The sequence below is a fragment of the Shewanella sp. 10N.286.48.B5 genome, from assembly GCF_002874355.2.
Lineage (GTDB): Bacteria > Pseudomonadota > Gammaproteobacteria > Enterobacterales > Shewanellaceae > Shewanella.
Genome location: NZ_MCVG02000001.1, coordinates 1,870,770 through 1,891,595 on the forward strand (window position 1 = coordinate 1,870,770; position 20,826 = coordinate 1,891,595).

Annotated in this window: 16 protein-coding genes; 11 read left to right on the top strand and 5 right to left on the bottom strand. The window is 41.1% G+C overall.

Features of this window, described 5'->3' with window-relative positions; translation table 11 throughout:
- Positions 1–13 precede the first annotated feature (13 nt).
- On the bottom strand, positions 14–2,287 hold the full coding sequence (locus BCU57_RS08040; RefSeq protein WP_102437358.1) for a molybdopterin-dependent oxidoreductase: 2,274 nt from the start codon (positions 2,285–2,287) through the stop codon (positions 14–16).
- A gap of 450 nt (positions 2,288–2,737) precedes the next feature.
- Here BCU57_RS08040 and BCU57_RS08045 point away from each other — a divergent pair, with 450 nt between their 5' ends.
- The 4 genes from BCU57_RS08045 (at position 2,738) to BCU57_RS08060 (ending at position 9,997) form a co-directional block, all read left to right on the top strand.
- A complete protein-coding gene (locus tag BCU57_RS08045) occupies positions 2,738–4,834 on the top strand; it encodes a glycoside hydrolase family 97 protein (RefSeq protein ID WP_102437356.1) in 2,097 nt (698 codons plus the stop codon).
- Positions 4,835–5,330: 496 nt separating this feature from the next.
- Positions 5,331–6,899 carry an MFS transporter gene (locus BCU57_RS08050; protein WP_102437354.1) on the top strand — a complete coding sequence of 523 codons (1,569 nt, stop codon included), beginning with the start codon at positions 5,331–5,333 and terminating at the stop codon, positions 6,897–6,899.
- 63 nt (positions 6,900–6,962) lie between these two features.
- Positions 6,963–9,470, top strand: a complete 2,508-nt coding sequence (locus tag BCU57_RS08055; protein WP_102437352.1) for a glycoside hydrolase family 15 protein — start codon at positions 6,963–6,965, stop codon at positions 9,468–9,470.
- A 173-nt stretch (positions 9,471–9,643) separates the two neighbouring features.
- Entirely contained in the window at positions 9,644–9,997 is a 354-nt protein-coding gene (locus BCU57_RS08060) for a DUF805 domain-containing protein (RefSeq protein WP_102437350.1), read from the top strand.
- Positions 9,998–10,100: 103 nt separating this feature from the next.
- Here BCU57_RS08060 and BCU57_RS08065 read toward each other — a convergent pair whose 3' ends face one another.
- The 4 genes from BCU57_RS08065 to BCU57_RS08080 all read right to left on the bottom strand — a co-directional run bounded on the left by BCU57_RS08065 (position 10,101) and on the right by BCU57_RS08080 (position 13,947).
- Positions 10,101–11,042, bottom strand: a complete 942-nt coding sequence (locus BCU57_RS08065; RefSeq protein WP_102437348.1) for a DUF808 domain-containing protein — start codon at positions 11,040–11,042, stop codon at positions 10,101–10,103.
- Between the two features lie 26 nt (positions 11,043–11,068).
- Positions 11,069–12,043: a transporter gene (locus BCU57_RS08070; protein ID WP_241903485.1), complete on the bottom strand. Its 975-nt coding sequence runs from the start codon at positions 12,041–12,043 to the stop codon at positions 11,069–11,071.
- A gap of 76 nt (positions 12,044–12,119) precedes the next feature.
- Positions 12,120–13,160, bottom strand: coding sequence for a LacI family DNA-binding transcriptional regulator (locus tag BCU57_RS08075; protein ID WP_102437347.1), 1,041 nt, complete (start codon positions 13,158–13,160; stop codon positions 12,120–12,122).
- A gap of 88 nt (positions 13,161–13,248) precedes the next feature.
- Complete coding sequence (locus tag BCU57_RS08080) at positions 13,249–13,947, bottom strand: DUF3334 family protein (protein ID WP_102437345.1); 699 nt, start codon at positions 13,945–13,947, stop codon at positions 13,249–13,251.
- Between the two features lie 305 nt (positions 13,948–14,252).
- Here BCU57_RS08080 and BCU57_RS08085 point away from each other — a divergent pair, with 305 nt between their 5' ends.
- The 7 genes from BCU57_RS08085 to BCU57_RS08115 all read left to right on the top strand — a co-directional run bounded on the left by BCU57_RS08085 (position 14,253) and on the right by BCU57_RS08115 (position 20,793).
- Complete coding sequence (locus BCU57_RS08085) at positions 14,253–15,899, top strand: methyl-accepting chemotaxis protein (protein ID WP_102437343.1); 1,647 nt, start codon at positions 14,253–14,255, stop codon at positions 15,897–15,899.
- A 102-nt stretch (positions 15,900–16,001) separates the two neighbouring features.
- Positions 16,002–16,274 carry an HPr family phosphocarrier protein gene (locus tag BCU57_RS08090; protein WP_102437341.1) on the top strand — a complete coding sequence of 91 codons (273 nt, stop codon included), beginning with the start codon at positions 16,002–16,004 and terminating at the stop codon, positions 16,272–16,274.
- Positions 16,275–16,299: 25 nt separating this feature from the next.
- Positions 16,300–17,994, top strand: coding sequence for a phosphoenolpyruvate--protein phosphotransferase (gene ptsP, locus BCU57_RS08095; RefSeq protein WP_102437339.1), 1,695 nt, complete (start codon positions 16,300–16,302; stop codon positions 17,992–17,994).
- 74 nt (positions 17,995–18,068) lie between these two features.
- On the top strand, positions 18,069–18,578 hold the full coding sequence (gene crr, locus BCU57_RS08100) for a PTS glucose transporter subunit IIA (protein WP_102437337.1): 510 nt from the start codon (positions 18,069–18,071) through the stop codon (positions 18,576–18,578).
- Between the two features lie 54 nt (positions 18,579–18,632).
- Positions 18,633–18,983, top strand: coding sequence for an arsenate reductase (locus tag BCU57_RS08105; RefSeq protein WP_102437335.1), 351 nt, complete (start codon positions 18,633–18,635; stop codon positions 18,981–18,983).
- Entirely contained in the window at positions 18,983–20,113 is a 1,131-nt protein-coding gene (gene dapE, locus BCU57_RS08110) for a succinyl-diaminopimelate desuccinylase (RefSeq protein WP_102437333.1), read from the top strand. Before BCU57_RS08105 ends, dapE begins: the two co-directional genes overlap by 1 nt.
- Entirely contained in the window at positions 20,107–20,793 is a 687-nt protein-coding gene (locus BCU57_RS08115; protein WP_241903484.1) for a M15 family metallopeptidase, read from the top strand. Before dapE ends, BCU57_RS08115 begins: the two co-directional genes overlap by 7 nt.
- Positions 20,794–20,826 lie beyond the last annotated feature (33 nt).

The window sequence follows — 20,826 nt, forward strand, 5'->3', positions numbered from 1 at the left end:
TTAATGATTATAATTACGCCAGTGCAATATCGACACGGGTTGAGTGGAAGGTAGAACAGTTGTTCATATCAGTTAAATCACAGTTTGCCAGCTGGTTAACTGCGGTATTACTTCCGTTATCATTAAGTTTTTTCCAGGCATTTTTCCAAACAAACAATGTGCCCACAGGTGTCATTGGTTCAACCCTTGCTACATATTGAATTTGTACACTCGGGTTACCATAGCGACTTGCAGTTAACGTCACTTGATCGCCTTCATTAATCCCTTTGCTGCCAGCATCTAAAGGATGAATATAAACAGTATGTTGAGGTAATGTCCCAGCAATATATTTAACATTGGCCCATTGAGAATTACTTAATTTAGGGTGCGCTGGTGATATTAATCTGAACTCACGCGCTTTTTCAGCATCGGTCATCCCTTTATTATCAGCAGCATCGCTTTCAGGGGTGCCGGTATCAATTACTGGATTGAATTTTTCAGGGTCAAAGTACTTGCCGCTGGTGTCTTTAAATTCAATCTTGCCGCTTGACGTTGGGAAGTCGTAATCTTTACGGAATGGATACGGTACAATTGGGCTATCCCACTTTTGCTCTAATAGCGCATCGTAACTAATATTACCTTTCCAAGTATTACGTAAAATTTCATCAATCGACTCATTGAACTCTGCATCTTCAAAACCCATTGCTTTAGCAAGTTCATTAAAGATGACTGTGTCAGGTTTGGATTCATAAAGTGGCATAATGGCTTGCGCACTATGCTTAGAGTAATAACAATGATAACTATCAATGAGATTTGATTGCTCCATAAAACTAGACGTCGGTAGCAAGTAATCAACATAATCCATGGTATCGGTTTGGAATAAATCAATACCCACTAAGAACAAATCGTCACGCATCAAGCCTTTTTCAATCAGATCAGTGTTAGGGGCAATTGCCATTGGGTTACTTGAATATACAATCATTGCTTTAATTGGATCGCACGGCTCACCAAAAGCAAGTGGACCAATTTGACCGTCTTCATGTTGATAATCTTCAGGTAGTAACGACCTGCCAATCTCATTCATATTGACCGTGTCTCTTACTGCATCTTCAGGTGTTAGATGCGGCGCATTACAATAAGCCCAATCAAACATCCCACCAGCTTGAGTATTAAGATACACAACACCTGCACCCACTTTGCCGATATTACCGGTTAACGCTGCAAGCGTTGGAATGGCTTTAACCATTCGGCCACCATTCAAGGTACGTTGTAAACCATAACCAATGCGGATCATGGCACATTCAGCACCTGCATAAGCTCGTGCAAAGGCTTGATATTCGCTTTTGGAAACACCCGTTTCTAATTCAATTTCTTCATGAGTAAACTCTTCAAGACGTGCTAGTAATGCATCATAATCTTGGGTATGGGCTTCAATAAAGTTTGTATCATGTAAACCTTCTTCAATCAGCACTTTACTAATACCCACAACTAAGGTGGCATCGGTACCAGGAGTCGGCTGTAACCAGATATCAGCTTGAGAAGCTAAAGGTGTTCTAGCCGGGTTAACCACTAAAATTTTAGCGCCTTTATCACGGGCTTCATTAATAAATTTAAGGTGGTGAATATTGGTGGCTTGCTCATTGGTACCCCAAGAAACAAAACATTTGGTATTGACGTAATCTTCTGGGCTTGGGCCTGAAAACTCACCCAATATTGAACTCATTCCAGAATAACCGGCACTGGCACAAATATTACGCTCCAAGTTACGACTGCCGATACGGTTAAAGAACCGATTCGGACCCGAGCCAGCACTGATTCCACTATAGCCAGAGTAAGAGTAAGGAATGATTGAATTACCACCATGGGTGTTAATAATCTCGTTTAAGCGGCCTGCAATGGCACTATAGGCCTCATCCCACGAAATAGGTTCGAAGCTTGCACCTGGGCCACGTGGTCCTACGCGTTTCATTGGTTGTTGAATACGGTCTGGGCTATACACAGACTGTAAATAGGCATGACCTTTAACACATGGGGTTCCCGCTGTTACAGGGTGTGTTGTATCACCTGTGATTGATATTGCCACATCATCTTTTGTGGTTACCATCAAGCTACATCTATCACCGCAGTTACGTGGACACGTTGTGTGATAAACACCATCTGGAATGCCTTCTTCAGGTGGTACTTCAATTGGTGGTTCTACTACTGGAGGTTCTTCAATATTCTCATCATCACTAGAACACCCCATAATACTGGCAGAAAATGCAAATGCACTACTCCCCTTAAGAAAACTACGTCTATTCATTGCCATGGTATTTCCTTTTTTTATGTAAAGGAACAATACCAAATCATACTTTCAGCAAATAGAAGTTTAAATTGTAAAATATAGGTAAGTCATAGATTTAGCTGAACTTTTAACACTATCACAATTGCTATTACTGCAAGGCGCATATGCAAAATCTAAATTTAACAGCCATTTTTTGAAACAATTACAGCGAGCGCAATCAAACACATTAACACCTGTATCTAAGAGGCATTTTCAGTACCAAATAAACAACGATACAACTAGTAATTTATTTCTCAATTTTCAATTAAACACCTAATTACAAATACTTCTCATTTCAAATATATTTTATAAACGTAAAAATAAATTCAACCAATTTATGACAATTGAATTGAATACGTATGTAACAAATTGCAGCTGAATAATTAACAGCTCTACTATGGGTTAAGGAAATACAAATAATAAAATGGAGTCACAATGTTATTCGCTTCAAATAACAAGCAGCATTCAATTACATCAAACATCAACTGTAAGCGAGCTCTACTAACGACATTGAGCGCCCTAACACTCTTTGCAACCCATACTCATGTGCATGCCCAAACTGTAACCGTCAGCTCGCCTGATAAAAAAATTCTTGTCAGCCTTACTGATGATGGTGATAGACCAGAGTATAAAGTCAGCTTTAATGGCCAAGATGCAGTATTAAATTCACGTTTAGGTTTGGTATTTCAGTCTTTGGGGGAATTCGGCAGCGGTTTTGAAATTAAGTCATCTGATATTGAGTCATCCTCTACCCGTTGGCAGCAGCCCTGGGGCGAACGAGAATGGGTACTTGATCAGCACAATAAACTCACCACAACATTTTCAAATGGCACCTATGAGTTTATGCTTGAATTTAAAACCTTTGATGACGGTATTGGCTTTAGATATACCGTCCCTAAACAAGCCTCTCTCGCCGATGTTACATCGCTTAATATAATTAACGAGCTCACTGAATTTTCAGTACCTGATGCCCATAATGCAACAGCTTGGTGGATCCCTGGGCGTGGTTGGAACCGTTACGAATATTTATATAACACCACAAGTGTTAATAAGGTCGACCGCGCACATACACCATTCACATACAAATTAAAGAGTGGCACCCATTTAAGTATTCATGAAGCCGCCTTAACCGATTACGCAGCTATGGTGCTAGATCAACGCAGAGACGGCACATTAAAAGCTGATTTAACCCCATGGTCTGACGGTATATTAGTTAAAACAGCACCCGGATTTACCACCCCATGGCGAACCATTCAAATTGCCGAAAAAGCCACTGGTTTACTCAATTCAGATTTAATCCTTAACTTAAACGAACCTAACAAGCTCGGTGATGTGTCGTGGGTTGAACCAGGTAAGTATGTTGGGATTTGGTGGGGAATGCATCTTAATGAAAATACTTGGGGTTCAGGTGATAAACATGGCGCAACGACCAGCGAAACCAAACGTTACATGGACTTTGCTGCTAAGTACGGCTTTGACGGCGTATTAGTTGAAGGCTGGAATGTCGGCTGGGATGGCAGTTGGTTCCATAATGGCGATGTGTTTAGCTTTACTAAACCATATGATGATTTTGATATTGATGCTGTCAGTGAATATGGCGCTAAACAAAACGTGCGCTTAATTGGTCACCATGAAACCTCAGGTTCTGTAACGAATTACCGTAATCAAATGAGTGATGCTTATGATTTATATAAAAAGCAAGGGGTTACTCAAATCAAAACCGGTTACGTAGCTGATGGCGGTGACATCAAGCGTGTTGATGAAAACGGTATTACCCGCCATGAATGGCATGATGGCCAGTTTATGGTGAATGAATACCTGCACAGTATTACCGAAGCCGCAAAGCGTGGCATTAGTATTAATACTCACGAACCCGTTAAAGATACTGGTCTGCGCCGCACCTATCCAAACTGGATTGCCCGAGAAGGCGCCCGCGGCCAAGAATTTAACGCTTGGGGAACTCCGCCCAATAACCCAGAACATACCGCGATTTTACCTTTTACTCGTATGCTGTCAGGGCCAATGGATTTCACTCCAGGGATATTTAATCTCGCACCAGAAGGCTTAGATGCGGTTAATCGGGTGCAAACAACATTAACTAAGCAACTCGCTTTGTATGTAGTGCTTTATAGTCCAATTCAAATGGCGGCGGATTTACCACGTAATTATGTTGAACGCCTTGACGCCTTTCAGTTTATTCAAGATGTCCCCACCGACTGGAGTGAGAGTATTGCGGTTGCTGGTGAAGTCGGTGATTTTGTTGCCTTTGCGCGTAAAGACCGTCACTCTGATGATTGGTATCTTGGCGCACTCACTGATGAACAAGCCCGCAGTTTTGATGTTGTATTATCATTTTTAGATAATAACCAACAATATGAAGCACAAATATATCGTGATGGCGATAAAGCGAACTGGGAAACCAACCCATATGATTACGTCATTGAAACGACAAAAGTGACTTCGAAAGACAATCTGTCACTGGTATTAGCAAAAAGTGGTGGTACTGCGATTCGTTTTAAAGCCTTAAATTAAAGTCTTTTAAAGCGCTTTAAAGACAAAACACAACAATTTTACCCCAATAAAACCTGATGTATTGCAATGTTCACTTTTTGTGTTCATTGCCATCAGGTTTTTGTTCATTTACATTGACCTACCAAATATCGGTTAATGCGCTATTTACCCCCTTCCTGTTACAAATATGATCAGCTTTCGTTGTGCATAAATGATGAATACGTATGTAATTGGTTGTGCCTAAATCCGACACAAGGCTAATATGAAACCTGCTAAATTTCTCCTCTGCTTGTGTGGATGAAATGGGCTAGGTCGTTACTGGCGCATCACCTTCATCGGATTGTGTCAGGTTTTAAGTGCCTTTTTTTACTTCAGCCTTTTTGAAGTGCAAACCAGGTCTTTGGCGAATACCCGTCTTAGGGAGATGTGTATTCGCCATTTTTTTACCTAGTACATTAGCAAACGTGATAATAAGAGTTCAGCCATGAAGTTGAACGACCTATAAAAAGGAAGATACATGTCTACCGATACGATTAGTCAAACATCGACAAATACTCAGCAGCGTCAGCAGCCAGAACTCAACTTTTGGCAAATCTTTAATATGTGCTTTGGTTTTTTGGGGATCCAATTCGGTTTTGCACTGCAAAATGCCAATGTCAGCCGTATTTTCCAAACGCTAGGTGCTGAAATTGACGAAATTCCTATTCTTTGGATAGCTGCTCCGCTGACTGGACTCATAGTCCAACCAATTATCGGTTATTTAAGTGACAACACCTGGAACGGGCTTGGCCGTCGTCGCCCGTATTTTTTAATTGGCGCAATTTGTACCACGCTGGCGTTATTTGTCATGCCGCACTCTCCTACTCTGTGGATTGCTGCCGGTATGTTGTGGATTATGGATGCATCAATCAACATCGCTATGGAGCCATTTCGTGCTTTTGTCGGCGATAACTTACCTAAGAGTCAACGCACTAAAGGCTATGCGATGCAAAGCTTCTTCATCGGCATTGGCGCGGTTGTTGCCTCTGCACTGCCTTATATTCTTACCAATTACTTTGATGTTGCAAACACAGCACCTGCTGGGGAGATTGCCGACTCAGTTCGTTATGCCTTCTACTTTGGTGGCGCAGTATTATTCTTAGCTGTCGGCTGGACGATTGTTAGCTCTAAAGAATATTCGCCAGAAGAAATCAGTGCCTTCCATGCACATGAACAAACCGCTAAGCAAGAAGACCGTATTGATGAAACTCGCAGCCGCACCGCTACGCAATATAAAACAGCAGCACTGGTTTGGATGACTATTGGTGCGATATTTACTGGGTTAGTTTATGGACTCGGTTGGGACAAACAGTTATTTATTCTTAGTATTGGCATCTTTGCTTTTGGCCCATTACAGCTTTATTGCGCTAAGGTACTTGCTGGGGTCAAGGGTAAAAAACGTGACTCTTTAGGTATGGTATTTAACGTCGTTGATGACTTATTTCATATGCCTAAAGCCATGCATCAACTGGCTATAGTACAATTTTTCTCATGGTTTGCACTCTTCGCCATGTGGATTTATACCACCTCAGCGGTGACCTCTTATCATTACGGCAGCTCTGATGTTGTTTCACAAGCTTATAACGACGGCGCTGACTGGGTCGGGATGTTATTCGCTTCATACAATGGCTTTGCCGCCCTTGCTGCTGTGATGATTCCTTTTTTAGCTAAAGCCGTAGGGATTAAATTTACTCACACCATCAACTTAACACTCGGTGGACTAGGGCTGATTAGCTTTTACTTTATTAAAGACCCACAAATGTTATGGATCCCAATGATTGGTGTCGGCATCGCTTGGGCCTCTATCTTATCCGTACCTTATGCCATGCTATCAGGCATATTACCGCCTAAAAAGATGGGTGTATTTATGGGTATTTTTAACTTCTTTATTGTTATTCCACAGTTACTTGCAGCAAGTGTTTTAGGTGTTATTTTAAATGGCTTATTCGATGGTGAACCCATTTTTGCGCTAATTACTGGTGGGGTATTTATGATTATTGCCGGTATTGCGGTGTTATTTGTCGATCTACCCAGCTCACAAGCTTAAACAGAAAATCAAAAACTCATTAAGTTATAAAAATTATTTAAAAATATTTGGGGAACGTTATTCATGAACGCAATGTTAAATATTAATAACTCACAAACAATTTGTTTTAAAAAGTCATTTGTCGCTAAGGCGATCAATACTGCTGTTGTAACGGGTTCATTACTGGCATTATCAGCCTGCTCTGACGCTGAAGTAGCACCAGAACAAACCATTGAAACAGCGGCTGAGATCACCACCATTAAGCAAGTCGCCCCCGGCGCTCCGGGTATCGATCCAACCTGGGCATTTTCTGGTAAGACTGGTATTGGCACCTCTTATGAGCCTTATGTAAACGGTCAATACCAAAGCACAGCAGACAACCCAGTGAGTAAAGTCTGGTTTTCCATAGCCCAAGGTGTGCTAACAGAAACCATGTATGGCTTGATCCACAATGCGCAGTTAAAAGAAATGCAGTTCATCATTACTGGTGATGGCTTTGTTGATACTGAAAAACAAGACACCATCAGTAGCATCGAATATTTACATCAAGATGAACAAGGCCGCCCATTATCATTAGCCTATAAAGTGATCAATAAAGCTAAAAATGGTCAGTACCAAATTGAAAAGCATATCTTTACCGATCCAAACCGTGACAGCATGATGATGAAAGTTATCTTTACCGCTTTTGCTGATGGTATTACCCCACACTTATATGCCAATCCACATGTAGATAATAGTGGCGCCAATGATATCGCCAGTATTGAAAATGGCGCGTTAGTGGCATACACCAATAATGCTGACTCATCAGTAATGACCATCAAATCTGATGTAGAATTTACTCAAGCCAGTGCCGGTTTTGTCGGTAAATCTGATGGATTAGTTGATCTAAAAGACAACGGTCAGCTCAATAACCTCTATAACACCACCAGCAGTGATAACAGTGTTATTGGCAATGTTTCGCTTACTGCTCAATATCCAACCTTAAGCAAATCAGCAGATAACAATACCCTAGAAATGAATATTGCTATCGGCTTTGGTCATGATAAGCAAAGCAGTTTAGCCAATGTCGATGCCACATTGACTAGCGGCTATGACAAGGTATTAAGTGCTTATCTTGGCGATGACAAACATGTCGGCTGGAAAGACTATTTAAGTTCGTTACCGGTATTAAACGACATGAGTGTTAATACCACTGATAACGGTCAATTGCTTTATACCAGTGCTCTTGTGTTAAAAGCTCAAGAAGATAAAACCCACGCAGGCGCATTAATCGCTTCACTGTCTAACCCTTGGGGAGACAGTGTTTCTGCAAAGGTGGGTAGCACCGGTTATAAAGCGGTATGGCCGCGTGATTTTTATCAGTGCGCCATGGCATTTTTAGCCATGGGTGACACACAAACCCCAAAAGTTGCTTTTGAGTATTTAAAGAAAGTACAAGTCAGCCAACAAACACCTGAATATGTCGGTACACCTGGCTGGTTTTTACAAAAAACCCACGTCGATGGTGAAATTGAATGGGTTGGCGTCCAGCTTGATCAAACGGCAATGCCAATTATGCTTGGTTGGAAATTATGGCAAACGGGCGTATTAACTGATGCAGAAATCAGTCAATGGTATAGCGACATGCTTAAACCTGCGGCAGAATTCTTGGTCACTGGCGGCAATGTAAAACTAGATTGGAATGACACCAGTATTACGCCTCCTAGCACCCAACAAGAACGCTGGGAAGAACAAGCGGGCTTCTCACCTTCTACCACTGCTGCGGTTATTGCTGGGCTGGTAGCCGCCAGTGATTTAGCTAAGCTGGCCAAAGATGAAGATGCTGATAAATACCTACAACTGGCGCGTAAGCTAGAAGCCAGTCTTGAATCAACCATGGTGACGACAACGGGTGAGCTTACTCAGGACAATAAACCTTATTATGTTCGAATCAGCCCAAATGGTAACCCAAACAATGCCGACAAGTTATTAGATAACAATGGCAAACCCGGTCTTGATCAAAGAGTCATTCTTGATGGCGGTTTCTTAGAGCTAGTACGTTACGGCGTGAAAGTCGCTAATGACAGTGTGATTCAAAACAGCGTTATGCTAATTGATAACACAAGCCTTGAGCACAACCTAAGAGTTAAGTACGAATTTAAAGCCAAAGATGGCAGTTTAATTCCTGGCTTTAGACGCTATGGTAACGATGGTTATGGCGAAGATATCACTAGCGGTTTAAGTTATGCTGAAAAAGGGAATACTGAAGACCAACGTGGCCGCGTATGGCCTTTCTTTACCGGTGAGCGTGGTCATTATGAACTGGCGTTAGCTAAAGCCAATGACACTCTGACAACTGAAAGCCATCAAGCGCTTATAAACACCTATGTTCAAGGCATGGAAACCTTTGCCAATGAAGGCATGATGTTACCAGAACAAGCTTGGGACGGTGTGGGTAACCCGACGCGTCATAACTACGCCATGGGCGATGGCACCAACTCAGCGACACCACTTGCATGGACACACGCAGAATACGTGAAACTGGTTCGCTCTATGACAGATAAAGCCGTATGGGACTATTACCCTATCGTGGCTGACAAACTGGCTAAATAACCGCAAAGGTTTACATACATTCAAAAGCCGCAAATAAAATTTGCGGCTTTTTTATGCACTTAGGCCAAAAAACGTGCTTAATTGTTGGTATGTCTGACTAAAGTAGTTAATACTATTCTCGCAACAAATTGTTGCAAACCAAACAATAAACAAACAACGTTAAGGAACAACCCATGGATTGGTATATTAAGGTTTTAAAACAATATTTTGATTTTTCAGGACGAGCAAGACGCAAAGAGTATTGGATGTTTGGTCTAATTAATTTAATTTTCTGCATCGTGTTGATGTTAGCGGATCAAGCTCTAGGCACGGTTTTTATATATTCACTATATTCTATCGCTGTTTTAATACCAGGAATTGCTGTTTCTGTAAGACGTCTTCATGATACAGATCGAACTGGTTGGTGGTTATTAATTGGTTTAATTCCACTAGTTGGTATTATCGCTCTTATTGTTTTCTTCTGCTTAGATAGTAAGGAAGACAATGATTATGGCGCCAATCCTAAAGCGGTTAACACTGACGCCTAATATCGAACAACGAGTATGATTACAAAGCTAAGTTAGTAAAAAAAAGCATATTGAATTTCAATATGCTTTTTTATTTGCCCAAACAAAAATCAGACTCCTGAAACTAACTCAATTGCTGTTTTAATTTTAAGCCTGCATTTATTAACAGCAAAGTGACACCACCAGCAATGAGTCCAAATAATGCGTTTAACAAGCTTGGCGTAATAGTTTGTAGTATCACGCCAACATAAGCTAACTCTCCCGCCAATACAGCGATATGGCTAATTTGTTCACTTACGATATGAATCCCATGGGTTAAAATGCCGCCACCCACCATAAACATCGCAATGGTGCCAATAATGGTTAAGCCCTTCATTAGATATGGCGCTGCTGCAAGTAGCCAAAAACCGATTTTGTGCCATATTTTTACTAATGTGCCCTCACCTTTTCTTTGGGTAAGGTAAAGGCCTAGATCATCAATTTTTACTATGCCAGCCACTAAGCCATACACCCCTACAGTCATAATTATTGCTATTACACTTAAGGTTAAAAACTGACTCATTAAACTACTTTGAGAAACAACACCAAGGCTTATCGCTATAATTTCAGCAGAAAGGACAAAGTCAGTTCTAATAGCACCTTGAACCTTCTTCTGTTCAAATGCGGCCAAATCTTGTTTTGATTTTTCAACAATTTGTTCATCTGCCACGGACACTTTTTTATCTTTACGATGTACATAACTATGATGCACCTTTTCAAAGCCTTCATAGCATAAAAAGATGCCGCCAAACATCAGTAAAGGGGTTATTGCCCAAGGAATAAAAGCGCTGATGAGTAAAGCGGCCGGGACTAGAATTAATTTGTTTCTAAAAGAGCCTTTGGCTACCGCCCATACCACCGGTAACTCACGCTCTGATGCAACACCAGACACTTGTTGCGCATTAAGCGCTAAATCATCACCCAATACCCCTGCGGTTTTTCTTGCCGCGACTTTACTCATCGCGGCGACATCATCTAATATTGTTGCAATGTCATCGAGTAAAACTAATAAGCTTGCACCCGCCATAATGGCTTCCTTGTCGTTTCTACTAATCAGTTAAAAGCATATTGCCAAACAAGTCCAAAGGTATCAAAATCATTGCCTATACGGGTAATAACACCGGTACTGGCATACACTTTAATACTGTGTTGTTGATTTAAAGCCAATGAGTAAGTCAATCCAAAACGCGAATTATCCTGACTATCATTCGCATCAATACCATTTTTATCCGTTTCACCACCAACAAAATAATTGCCGCTTAACGACAACCATTGGCCACGAGCAATACTGTAAATAATATGACCTTGCAACGTATATTGGGGGTCTTTTGAAAGTAAAACCTGATTATAAAACTCATCATTATCGCTATAAAAACGAACAGAGCCCATGGCACTGTAATACCAATCGCCTACTTTATAAGAAATACCAATGCCCGGTCTAAATACCCATTGGTTGGCACCAGCATTAATCAGTTTGGTTTCATCATAAGAACCAACAGGAATGCTCAGCTGTAAGCTTGTCCCCATTACGAGTCCTTCACGATATTGCCCAAAGTCTTTTTTTTCAACGGCTGGAGCGCCGTAAAAGTTCCATGTTAGCCGTACATTAGGATCACTATAACCACAACGATCAGCTTCTACAAATTCGCCCAAGTAATTTGCACTGCCTTTCATACAAACTCGTGAAGCAGAAACGTCTAGTTTTGATGAACGGCCCGCAATAGCAAAGCTTGTGGCATAACCCACTACCGCGGCATCAAGTGTGAGCTGGGCATCTTTGAGAGGAACTGAAGGAGATGGCGATAATGCCCCTTCAGAGTGTAAATATCCAAGGGCAACAAAGTGCATGCCAATAGGAATATTGGTGTAACTTCTCGGTTCAAGGTCTTGGGCTTTAATTGATAGTGGAAATAGTAGCAGTTCGATGAGTAAGAGGATGAGCAATAACCAGCTTAATGGCCAGTAAAATAACTGGCGCCAGTAGTGTCGAGTCTCAATGACCAGCAAAAATACACCTTTAAATGTCACATTATTATCCATAATAATTTCAAACCAGCTATGAAATAATAGCTGGTCAAGTGTGAATCCGTCAGTATTTATCTGATTAGCTTTGATCTTGCTCTGCAGTACCACATGATTGACGCACCACTAAATTAGTCGGAATAAGTTGCGGCGCCACTTCTTTCCCTCGAATGAGTTTTAGCAGACTTTCTACCAGGATCTCGCCGGCTAATTTAGTATTTTGCCTAACCGTCGTCAGCGCCGGATTAGCAAAACTCGCCACTGGTATATCATCATAGCCAACCACAACAATATCTTCAGGTACCCTCACACACCGTTGCTTTAAAGCGCGTATCGCACCAATTGCAATTAAATCACTGGCGGCAAAAATAGCGTCAAATGGATGGCCACTATCCAATAAATTAATGGCCGCATCAAAACCTGAGCTTTCAGTGCTAATGGCATCAAACTGAATATTTTTATTGGCTTTAATGCCTACTTTTTTTAATGCATCAACATGGCCTAGATAACGGTCTCTAAATTCTGGGCTATGCTCAGATGCATCACCCAAAAAGGCAATGTTTTGTTTATTTAACGAGATAATATGCTCTGTGGCTATCACCCCACCTTGCTGGTTGTCACAGCCAATTGATAACACTTCTTTGTGGTTAGGCTCTGCGCCCCAAATGACAAAATGGGTATTTTGCTCCAGCAGCTTTTGTAGTTTGTGCCCATAATCCACATAATCGCCATAACCTAATAAAATAATGCCATCGGCTTTATTACTGTCTTCATAATCGGCATGCCAGTCGGTAGAAAGCTGCTGAAAAGATACCAGCAAATCATAACCTTGCTGCGCCGTAGCACGGGTTATAGAGCCTAGCATCGATAAGAAAAATGGATTGATTAACGATTCATCGTTAGTGGGATCTTCACAAATCAATAATGCCAGCGTGTAACTATTTTGAGTACGTAAATTACTGGCGTTTTTATCCACTTTATAGTTAAGTTCTTTCGCAATAGCTTGAATACGTTGCCTTGTTTCAAGATTGACTAAGGGACTATTTCTCAGCGCACGAGAAACAGTCGATTGAGATACACCTGCTTTGTAAGCAATATCAATTGAAGTAGCTTTAGATGTCATATTCGCATCACGCCTTTATTATAGTTTTTTAGGTACTCTGTTATTGTTTATACCTAAAATGACATTAACAATCACCGTTTAATTACTTTTATAAACCTAATTCACTTAACAGATCATCAGCTTCATTTGTAACAGCAACTGCAGCACTTGTTGCTGCCAAATAATCTGCCTGCTTGTTAACACGATTGCCATGGCTTTCAATTAAAGCATCAGGGTCTATATCTTCATCCATGGCAAACTCTTTAAGTTTAATAAACTCCGTTTTATCCATGGCAAATTCAAGATAAAAGATATGATTATCTGCCGTTCTAAAGGTAACTCTTCGAGATACGGCCTCATCTAAATTGGTATCGATTGATATAGTCAGCTCTTTATTGATAGTCAACATTTTAGGCTGGCTTTGACTGATAGAGGTTTGTAATTCCTTAGAAATGGTTTTAATGAAATTACCCAAAATTTGATTCATTAATTCGCCCATCACATTGGCAACATCATCAGATGTATGTGAAATGGCTAGTTCAGATTCAGGCATGCCCATGTTAAGCATGTAGCGACGGTAAATTTCTATAGCCGCTTCTTTGGTAAAATTGATCACCACTAAGCCAGAAAAACCACCATCAAATATAGAAAAACAGCCAAGATCAGGTTTTAAACAGGTGCGAGTGATGTTTTGCACCATACCGGCATGAGTCACTTGACTGTCGCTGGTGCTTGAGAGGACATGGGTTACTGAGTGACATAACTTGAGTAAAATATCATCAGTAGTAACGACTTGCAGAGAATTCATAACAATGTTTGCCTTGTTTTAAAATTGCTTCATTTTAGGCTTATCACTGAACAAATCAAAGCTAAAACATTTTATTAGCAAAAATAAATACCCGCACCAACAAATGCTCAATATAAGCAAATATTTTTAATGGTTTAGATCAATATAATTAAACCTTTCCCCACCTAAAAATGTATCATTTTGTACGAAACCGTTATTAGCTCACAAAAAACCACATAAATTGTTATTTATATAACAATTTATGACAATATTTTACTCATAAATATTTTACTCATAAATATTTACCTAAATACATAAGGTCAAAAATGATTTCCTTTTTAGGGCAATTAACAATTTTAAAACGCCTTTTTATAATGCTAGGCCTAGCAGCTGTTGGTACTGTCATTTTTGCCAGCTTCTCGATTAATGAGCAGTACAACAATTTATTAAAGCAAAAACATCTACAACTTGATGCACAAGTTTCCACGGCGGTATCGATGCTTGATGCACTGAGCGCTAACAAGCTAACAGTTGATAATGACACTAATGATCATCAAAGATTAGCCGAGCAAGCACTCTCAATTATCAATGATATCCGCTACCTGACAGATGATGCCTATATTGTATTCAACCAAGAAGGCAGCGTAATCAGTTTTCCAGCTAACGAGTCAAATTTGGGCCGCAGCGCAGAGTCATTTATTGCAGCTGATGGCAGCCTGCCCTTTGTTGAGTTAAACACTGAAGCTAAAACCAACACAACTGCCCATTTGGATTATCAAGGCAGTGAAGGATATTCGAGTAAAGTTACAACAATTTTGGCTGAAGCGCATTTTTATCCTCAATGGGGCTGGACCATTATCGCTCAAGCAAGCGCCGCCGATGTTAATGAGAGTATGGGCAGTGTGATTATTAATTATTTGATTATTATGTTGATAATCTCCATCCCAATTTTTGGCTTTTTTTTACTGCTTAATGTATCAATCACTTCACCTATTAATGCAGCCATTGCTGCTATGGAAGATATCGCAAAAGGTGAAGGTGATTTATCTAAGCGCTTAAACAACAGTGGTAATGACGAAGTGGCGAAAATGGCTGATGCCTTTAATGCATTTGTCGAAAAAATTTCAACTATGGTGGCCAACTTAAAACCACTAGGTACTGAACTTGATACCGATGCGCAGCAGCTATTGGTGGCCGTGGAAGAATCCAACCAAAGCGCGGAGCTAATACACCGCGAAACCCAAAGTGTCGCCACTGCTGTTAACCAAATGTTAGCCACCACTAATGACATGGCACAAAACACCTATCAAGCTGCAGATGGTGCCAACAACGTTAAACAACAAGCGCAGCAGTCTCAGCAGTTTATGCAGCAAACAGTGCATGAAACCCAAATACTGGTGACTGAACTTAAAAATGCTGAAAGCGTTACTCATGATTTAGGTAAATCTTCAGTTGAAATCAGCAGCATTTTAGACACCATTGGCGCCATTGCAGATCAAACCAATTTATTAGCATTAAACGCTGCAATTGAAGCTGCGCGGGCCGGTGAAAATGGTCGCGGTTTTGCTGTAGTTGCCGATGAAGTTCGCGCCCTTGCCACCCGTACCCAAGCCTCTACCAATGAAATTAATAAAATTATTTCTCAGATCCACAATGGCGTTGAACATGTCATAAAAAGTAATACTGAAACCCAGTTGCAATCTGAGCAATTACAAACTAAAGCAATACAATCGCAACAAGCCATGACTGAAATCTTAACCGTGATTGCCAGTATCAGTGATATGAACACGCAACTTGCCAGTGCTACCGAAGAGCAGTCACATGTAACCGCCGAAATTAGCCGTAATATCACCACGATTTCAGATCTCACTGAGGTAGCGGTTAAATCCAATGAAACGAATAGCCAAGCCGCGCAGTCATTACAGCACATCAGCCAACATGTGACTCAGACCTTGAGTCAGTTTAAAACATAATTTTTTTTAATTTAAAGCCTAAAAAATACGTAAACCCGCTACTTACACTAGCGGGTTTGCGTTATTATCATTTGTATTATTAATGCTAAGAACGTAACTTCAATGTCCGATAGAATCTATTATGAAAAAACCGTTACCATTATCGCTCCCCATGGCATTCATACGCGACCTGCAGCTTTATTAGTAAAAGCGGCAAAAACCTTTGACTGTGATGTCATTGTCGAATGTAATGGTAAACAGGCCAGTGCCAAAAGTTTGTTTAAATTACAAACCTTAGGATTATATTTAGGTCAATCAGTTAAGGTCTTTGCCGTAGGTGATAAAGCAGAAGAAGCCGTTGAGACAGTGTCTGAATTACTCATCACCTTAAGTTAGTAGGATAAAATTTACAGGAAGTCATATGGCGGTATCAGGTATTGTAGTGTCACCAGGAATAGCATTTGGTAAAGCTATTCATATTAATCTGCACCACTCAAAGGTGGACTACAGATTATTGCCTGTCGCACAAATCCCACAAGAATGTGAAAAAGCCACCAAGGCGATTATCTTCCTAAGTCAATATTTAACTGATTGCCAGCAACACCTTGCCGTAGACAGCGAACACTTTAGCCTGATAGATGCTGACATCATGTTACTGCAAGATGATGATTTAGCCGCTGAACTGAAAAAGTATATCACCCGCTTTCGTTTTTCAGCCGAAGTTTCCATTGAGCGGGTATTTGCTCAACATGCGGATGAACTGGCTCAGCTAGATGACCCTTACATGGCTAATCGCAGTAATGATGTTATTTGCTTAGGCAAAAGGTTGATGGCTGCCGTAAATGGTACCTTGCTGTGGGATGTTTCAAAGTTAACTGAAAATGCCATTTTGCTGGCTGAAGACCTCACCCCTGCAGAATTTGCCACTATTCCACTCAATAAAATTAAAGGCATAGTGCTCAAAACAGGTGGGCTTACCAGCCATACTGCTATTTTAGCCAAGGCGGCCGGTATTCCAGCACTGCTAAGTTGTCAGTTTGACAATTTCAATATAAATGATGGTAGCCCACTTATTTTAGATGGCATTAGTGGTGAATTACACATTAATCCCACTGAATCAATTACCCAGCAGCTTCAGCTTAAATCAGCACAAGAAACTCAACGACGCCAAGCACTAAAACAGTATGTGGACCAAGACAGTATCACCCAAGATGGCCATCCTGTGTGCTTACTCGCTAATGTCAGTAGTTTAAATGATGTTAGCCAAATACAAGATGCGGGCGCAGCGGGGATCGGTTTATTCCGCACAGAGTTTTTACTCATGCAAGTGGATAGTGTACCTGATGAAAAACAACAGTTACATTTATACTGCGATGCGCTGCACAGCTTAAATGGAAAGGTGCTGACCATACGTACCTTCGATATTGGTGCAGATAAAGAAATCCCCTGCCTAAGTCAAGATTATGAAGACAATCCGGCACTTGGCGTACGCGGGATCCGCTACAGTTTGCAACATAAATCGCTATTTAGTACTCAAATTAAAGCAGTGTTACGGGCCGCTAATCATGGCCGAGTTCGGCTATTATTTCCTATGGTCAATCAAATAGAAGAATTAGAGCAAGCATTTGAAATCATAGACTGGTGTAAGCAGCAATTAATTGAAGAGGAAAAAGGCTTTGGTGAGATTAATATCGGCATCATGGTTGAAACACCTGCTGCAATATTAAATTTACCCCACCTATTGCCTAAGTTAGACTTTATCAGTATTGGTAGTAATGATTTAACCCAATACACCCTTGCTGCAGATCGAGGTAACCCTGAGCTGGTTAAGGATTATCCCCCCGTATCACCTGCAATGATCAAATTTATCAAAATGGCGGTTGATGAGTGTAAAGCGCATCAAACCAAAGTCTGCTTATGCGGAGAATTGGCCAGCGAACCCAAACTCATTAGCCTACTGGTGGGTTTAGGCATTGATGAGTTAAGCGTTAACAGTGCCAGTTTATTGGATGTAAAAGCCACTATTTGTAACGGCAATTACGCCCAGTTTACTCAACAAGCTGAGCAAGCATTAACCTTAAGTCATATTAACCAGCTCAACGAATTGTTAAATTAATAACAGCGATAGCGATGTGTTATCGTTAACTATTTTAAACATCGAAATAATCATAATAAAAGAGGCTGCATGTAATGGGATTTTTAAGCCGTATACGCAGATTAATATCAGGGCAACCGACCTTAACTGGTGGGATCAAAGTCTACGCGCCAATTTCTGGCGAGCTAGTTGATATCGAGAAAGTACCGGATGTAGTTTTTGCCGAAAAAATTGTCGGCGATGGTCTTGCAATTAACCCAACAGGAAAATTCATCCTAGCGCCGATTGACGGCACCATAGGTAAAATTTTTGAAACAAACCACGCATTCAGTATAGAGTCACACCAAGGACTCGAGCTATTTGTGCATTTTGGGGTCGGCACGGTCGAATTGCGCGGTAATGGCTTTAAACGACTCGCAGAAGAAGGCCAACAAGTTAAAGTTGGCGAACCCATTTTAGAATTTGATTTAGACTATCTAACCGATCAAGTTGAAAGCCTGTTAACCCCTGTAGTGCTCGCTAACATGGAAGATGTGCAATATTTAGATAAAGCCCAAGGCGCAGTAATTGCTGGGAAAGACGTAATATTTACCGTTGAATTATAACGTTAGCAGCAACATAATGACTATCACACCACCATACTGGGAAATCAAACAAAAATGAGTAGTAGTGTTATTTTCGGAATAAAGAATTGCGATACCGTACGTAAAGCCCGTAAGTGGTTAGAAGCAGAAAACCAACCTTTTAGCTTTCACGATTTTAGAGAACAAGGTATCGATGCCAAAACCATTACTCAGTGGACTGAATTAACCGACTGGGAATTATTATTCAATAAACGTAGCACCAGTTTTCGCGCCTTAACTGATGCCCAAAAAGACGGCATAGATAAACAAAAGGCCATCAGCTTGATGGTTGAACACCCAACCTTGATTAAGCGTCCCGTCCTTATTCAAAATAATAAGATCCTTATTGGCTTTAAAGCAGCAGATTATCAAGCGTGGTTTAACTAATGACTCAAGACGTATTAGCATTAACCAAAGAGTTAATCTCACGCCCTTCTGTGACTCCATTAGATGAAGGTTGTCAAACCTTAATGGCTGAGCGCCTTGAAGCTGCTGGGTTTAACATTGAACCTATGGTATTTGAAGACACCACAAATATGTGGGCAAGACGGGGCACCGAAGCGCCTGTTTTTTGTTTTGCTGGTCACACTGATGTTGTGCCCGCGGGCGATTTAAATAAATGGCACACCCCGCCTTTTGAACCTACGGTTATAGATGACTATATTCATGGCCGCGGCGCCGCAGATATGAAAGGTTCACTGGCAGCGATGACTATTGCTACCGAACGTTTTGTGGCTAAGCATCCCGATCATAAAGGCTCTATTGCATTTTTAATCACCAGTGACGAAGAAGGCCCATTTATCAATGGCACCACTCGCGTTATTGATACCCTTGAAGCTCGCAATGAAAAAATCACCTGGTCATTGGTTGGCGAGCCTTCATCGACCCATAAGTTAGGTGATATTGTAAAAAATGGCCGTCGAGGCAGCTTAACCGGTAATCTTACCGTTCATGGCATTCAAGGCCATGTTGCCTACCCGCACCTTGCAGATAACCCAATCCATAAAGCCTCACCCGCATTAGCTGAGCTTGCGCAAATGCATTGGGATAATGGCAATGAGTTCTTTCCACCAACCAGCTTTCAAATAGCCAATATTAATGGTGGTACGGGTGCGTCCAATGTCATTCCAGGTGAACTAGAGGTGATGTTTAACTTCAGGTATTCAACAGAAGTCACTGCTGAGGAACTAATTAAACGCGTGCTCAACATCTTAGATGCCCATGGATTAAATTATGAAATTGACTGGGTGTTTAACGGCCTGCCTTTTCTAACCGGCGGCGGACCCTTGCTTGAAGCCACTAAAGCCGCGATTTTAGAAGTCACTGGTTATGAAACCGATCCTCAAACAACAGGTGGCACCTCTGATGGACGCTTTATTGCACCAACAGGCGCACAGGTTATCGAGTTAGGTCCGGTAAATGCGACCATTCATAAGGTCAATGAATGCGTGAAAGTCTCAGATTTAGAAGTCTTAGCCCTATGCTATGAGTCTATATTGGAAAAGCTTTTGTGCTAAATGTTGATATCAGCAATCCAGCCCTTTATGGGCTGGACGAATCACAACTTGTCACTGTACAAGGGCATTTACTGACTCAAAAAACCGCTGACGCATTTGGCCAAATGCAGCAACACGCAGTCCTTGATGGTATTGCCATTGAGCTTTGTTCGGCTCACCGCAATTTTGCTAAACAAGCCGCAATTTGGAACGCGAAAGCCCAAGGGAAACGGATTCTTTTAGACCACAACAACCAAGTATTGGATTGTCAAAACCTCACTGACGATCAACTTGTTGATGCGATTTTAAATTGGTCTGCCCTACCCGGCGCATCACGCCATCACTGGGGGACTGACATTGATGTCTATGATGGCAATAACATAAATCGGCAACAACTAAAATTAATTAGTGACGAATACTTGATTGATGGCCCTTGCGGCGCCCTTTCAGTATGGTTGCAACATCATGCTCAACAATATGGGTTTTATTTACCTTATCAAGCCGGGCGCAGCGGCGTGAGTCCAGAACCTTGGCATTTAAGCTATTTTCCTGAATCTAGCCTTTATTTAGCCCAATACGATCGCAAAAGCCTCAAACAACTGTTGTCTAATTCTAATATCTCATTAAAATCAGCGCTGATAAATCGACTCGATGAATTAGTTGACCGCTATGTGTATTTTATTGCAGATGCGCCGAAGTGATTTTAAGCCTGTTAAATCAGTATCAAACACTAG

What these genes read in the sequence shown, in the direction of transcription:
- BCU57_RS08045 (WP_102437356.1), top strand. Translation starts at nt 2,738, where the DNA reads ATGTTATTCGCTTCAAATAACAAGCAGCATTCAATTACATCAAACATC.
- BCU57_RS08105 (WP_102437335.1), top strand. Translation starts at nt 18,633, where the DNA reads ATGAGTAGTAGTGTTATTTTCGGAATAAAGAATTGCGATACCGTACGT.
- BCU57_RS08040 (WP_102437358.1), bottom strand. Translation starts at nt 2,287, where the DNA reads ATGGCAATGAATAGACGTAGTTTTCTTAAGGGGAGTAGTGCATTTGCA.
- ptsP (WP_102437339.1), top strand. Translation starts at nt 16,300, where the DNA reads ATGGCGGTATCAGGTATTGTAGTGTCACCAGGAATAGCATTTGGTAAA.
- BCU57_RS08090 (WP_102437341.1), top strand. Translation starts at nt 16,002, where the DNA reads ATGTCCGATAGAATCTATTATGAAAAAACCGTTACCATTATCGCTCCC.
- BCU57_RS08055 (WP_102437352.1), top strand. Translation starts at nt 6,963, where the DNA reads ATGAACGCAATGTTAAATATTAATAACTCACAAACAATTTGTTTTAAA.
- BCU57_RS08075 (WP_102437347.1), bottom strand. Translation starts at nt 13,160, where the DNA reads ATGACATCTAAAGCTACTTCAATTGATATTGCTTACAAAGCAGGTGTA.
- BCU57_RS08080 (WP_102437345.1), bottom strand. Translation starts at nt 13,947, where the DNA reads ATGAATTCTCTGCAAGTCGTTACTACTGATGATATTTTACTCAAGTTA.
- crr (WP_102437337.1), top strand. Translation starts at nt 18,069, where the DNA reads ATGGGATTTTTAAGCCGTATACGCAGATTAATATCAGGGCAACCGACC.
- dapE (WP_102437333.1), top strand. Translation starts at nt 18,983, where the DNA reads ATGACTCAAGACGTATTAGCATTAACCAAAGAGTTAATCTCACGCCCT.
- BCU57_RS08085 (WP_102437343.1), top strand. Translation starts at nt 14,253, where the DNA reads ATGATTTCCTTTTTAGGGCAATTAACAATTTTAAAACGCCTTTTTATA.
- BCU57_RS08060 (WP_102437350.1), top strand. Translation starts at nt 9,644, where the DNA reads ATGGATTGGTATATTAAGGTTTTAAAACAATATTTTGATTTTTCAGGA.
- BCU57_RS08050 (WP_102437354.1), top strand. Translation starts at nt 5,331, where the DNA reads ATGTCTACCGATACGATTAGTCAAACATCGACAAATACTCAGCAGCGT.
- BCU57_RS08065 (WP_102437348.1), bottom strand. Translation starts at nt 11,042, where the DNA reads ATGGCGGGTGCAAGCTTATTAGTTTTACTCGATGACATTGCAACAATA.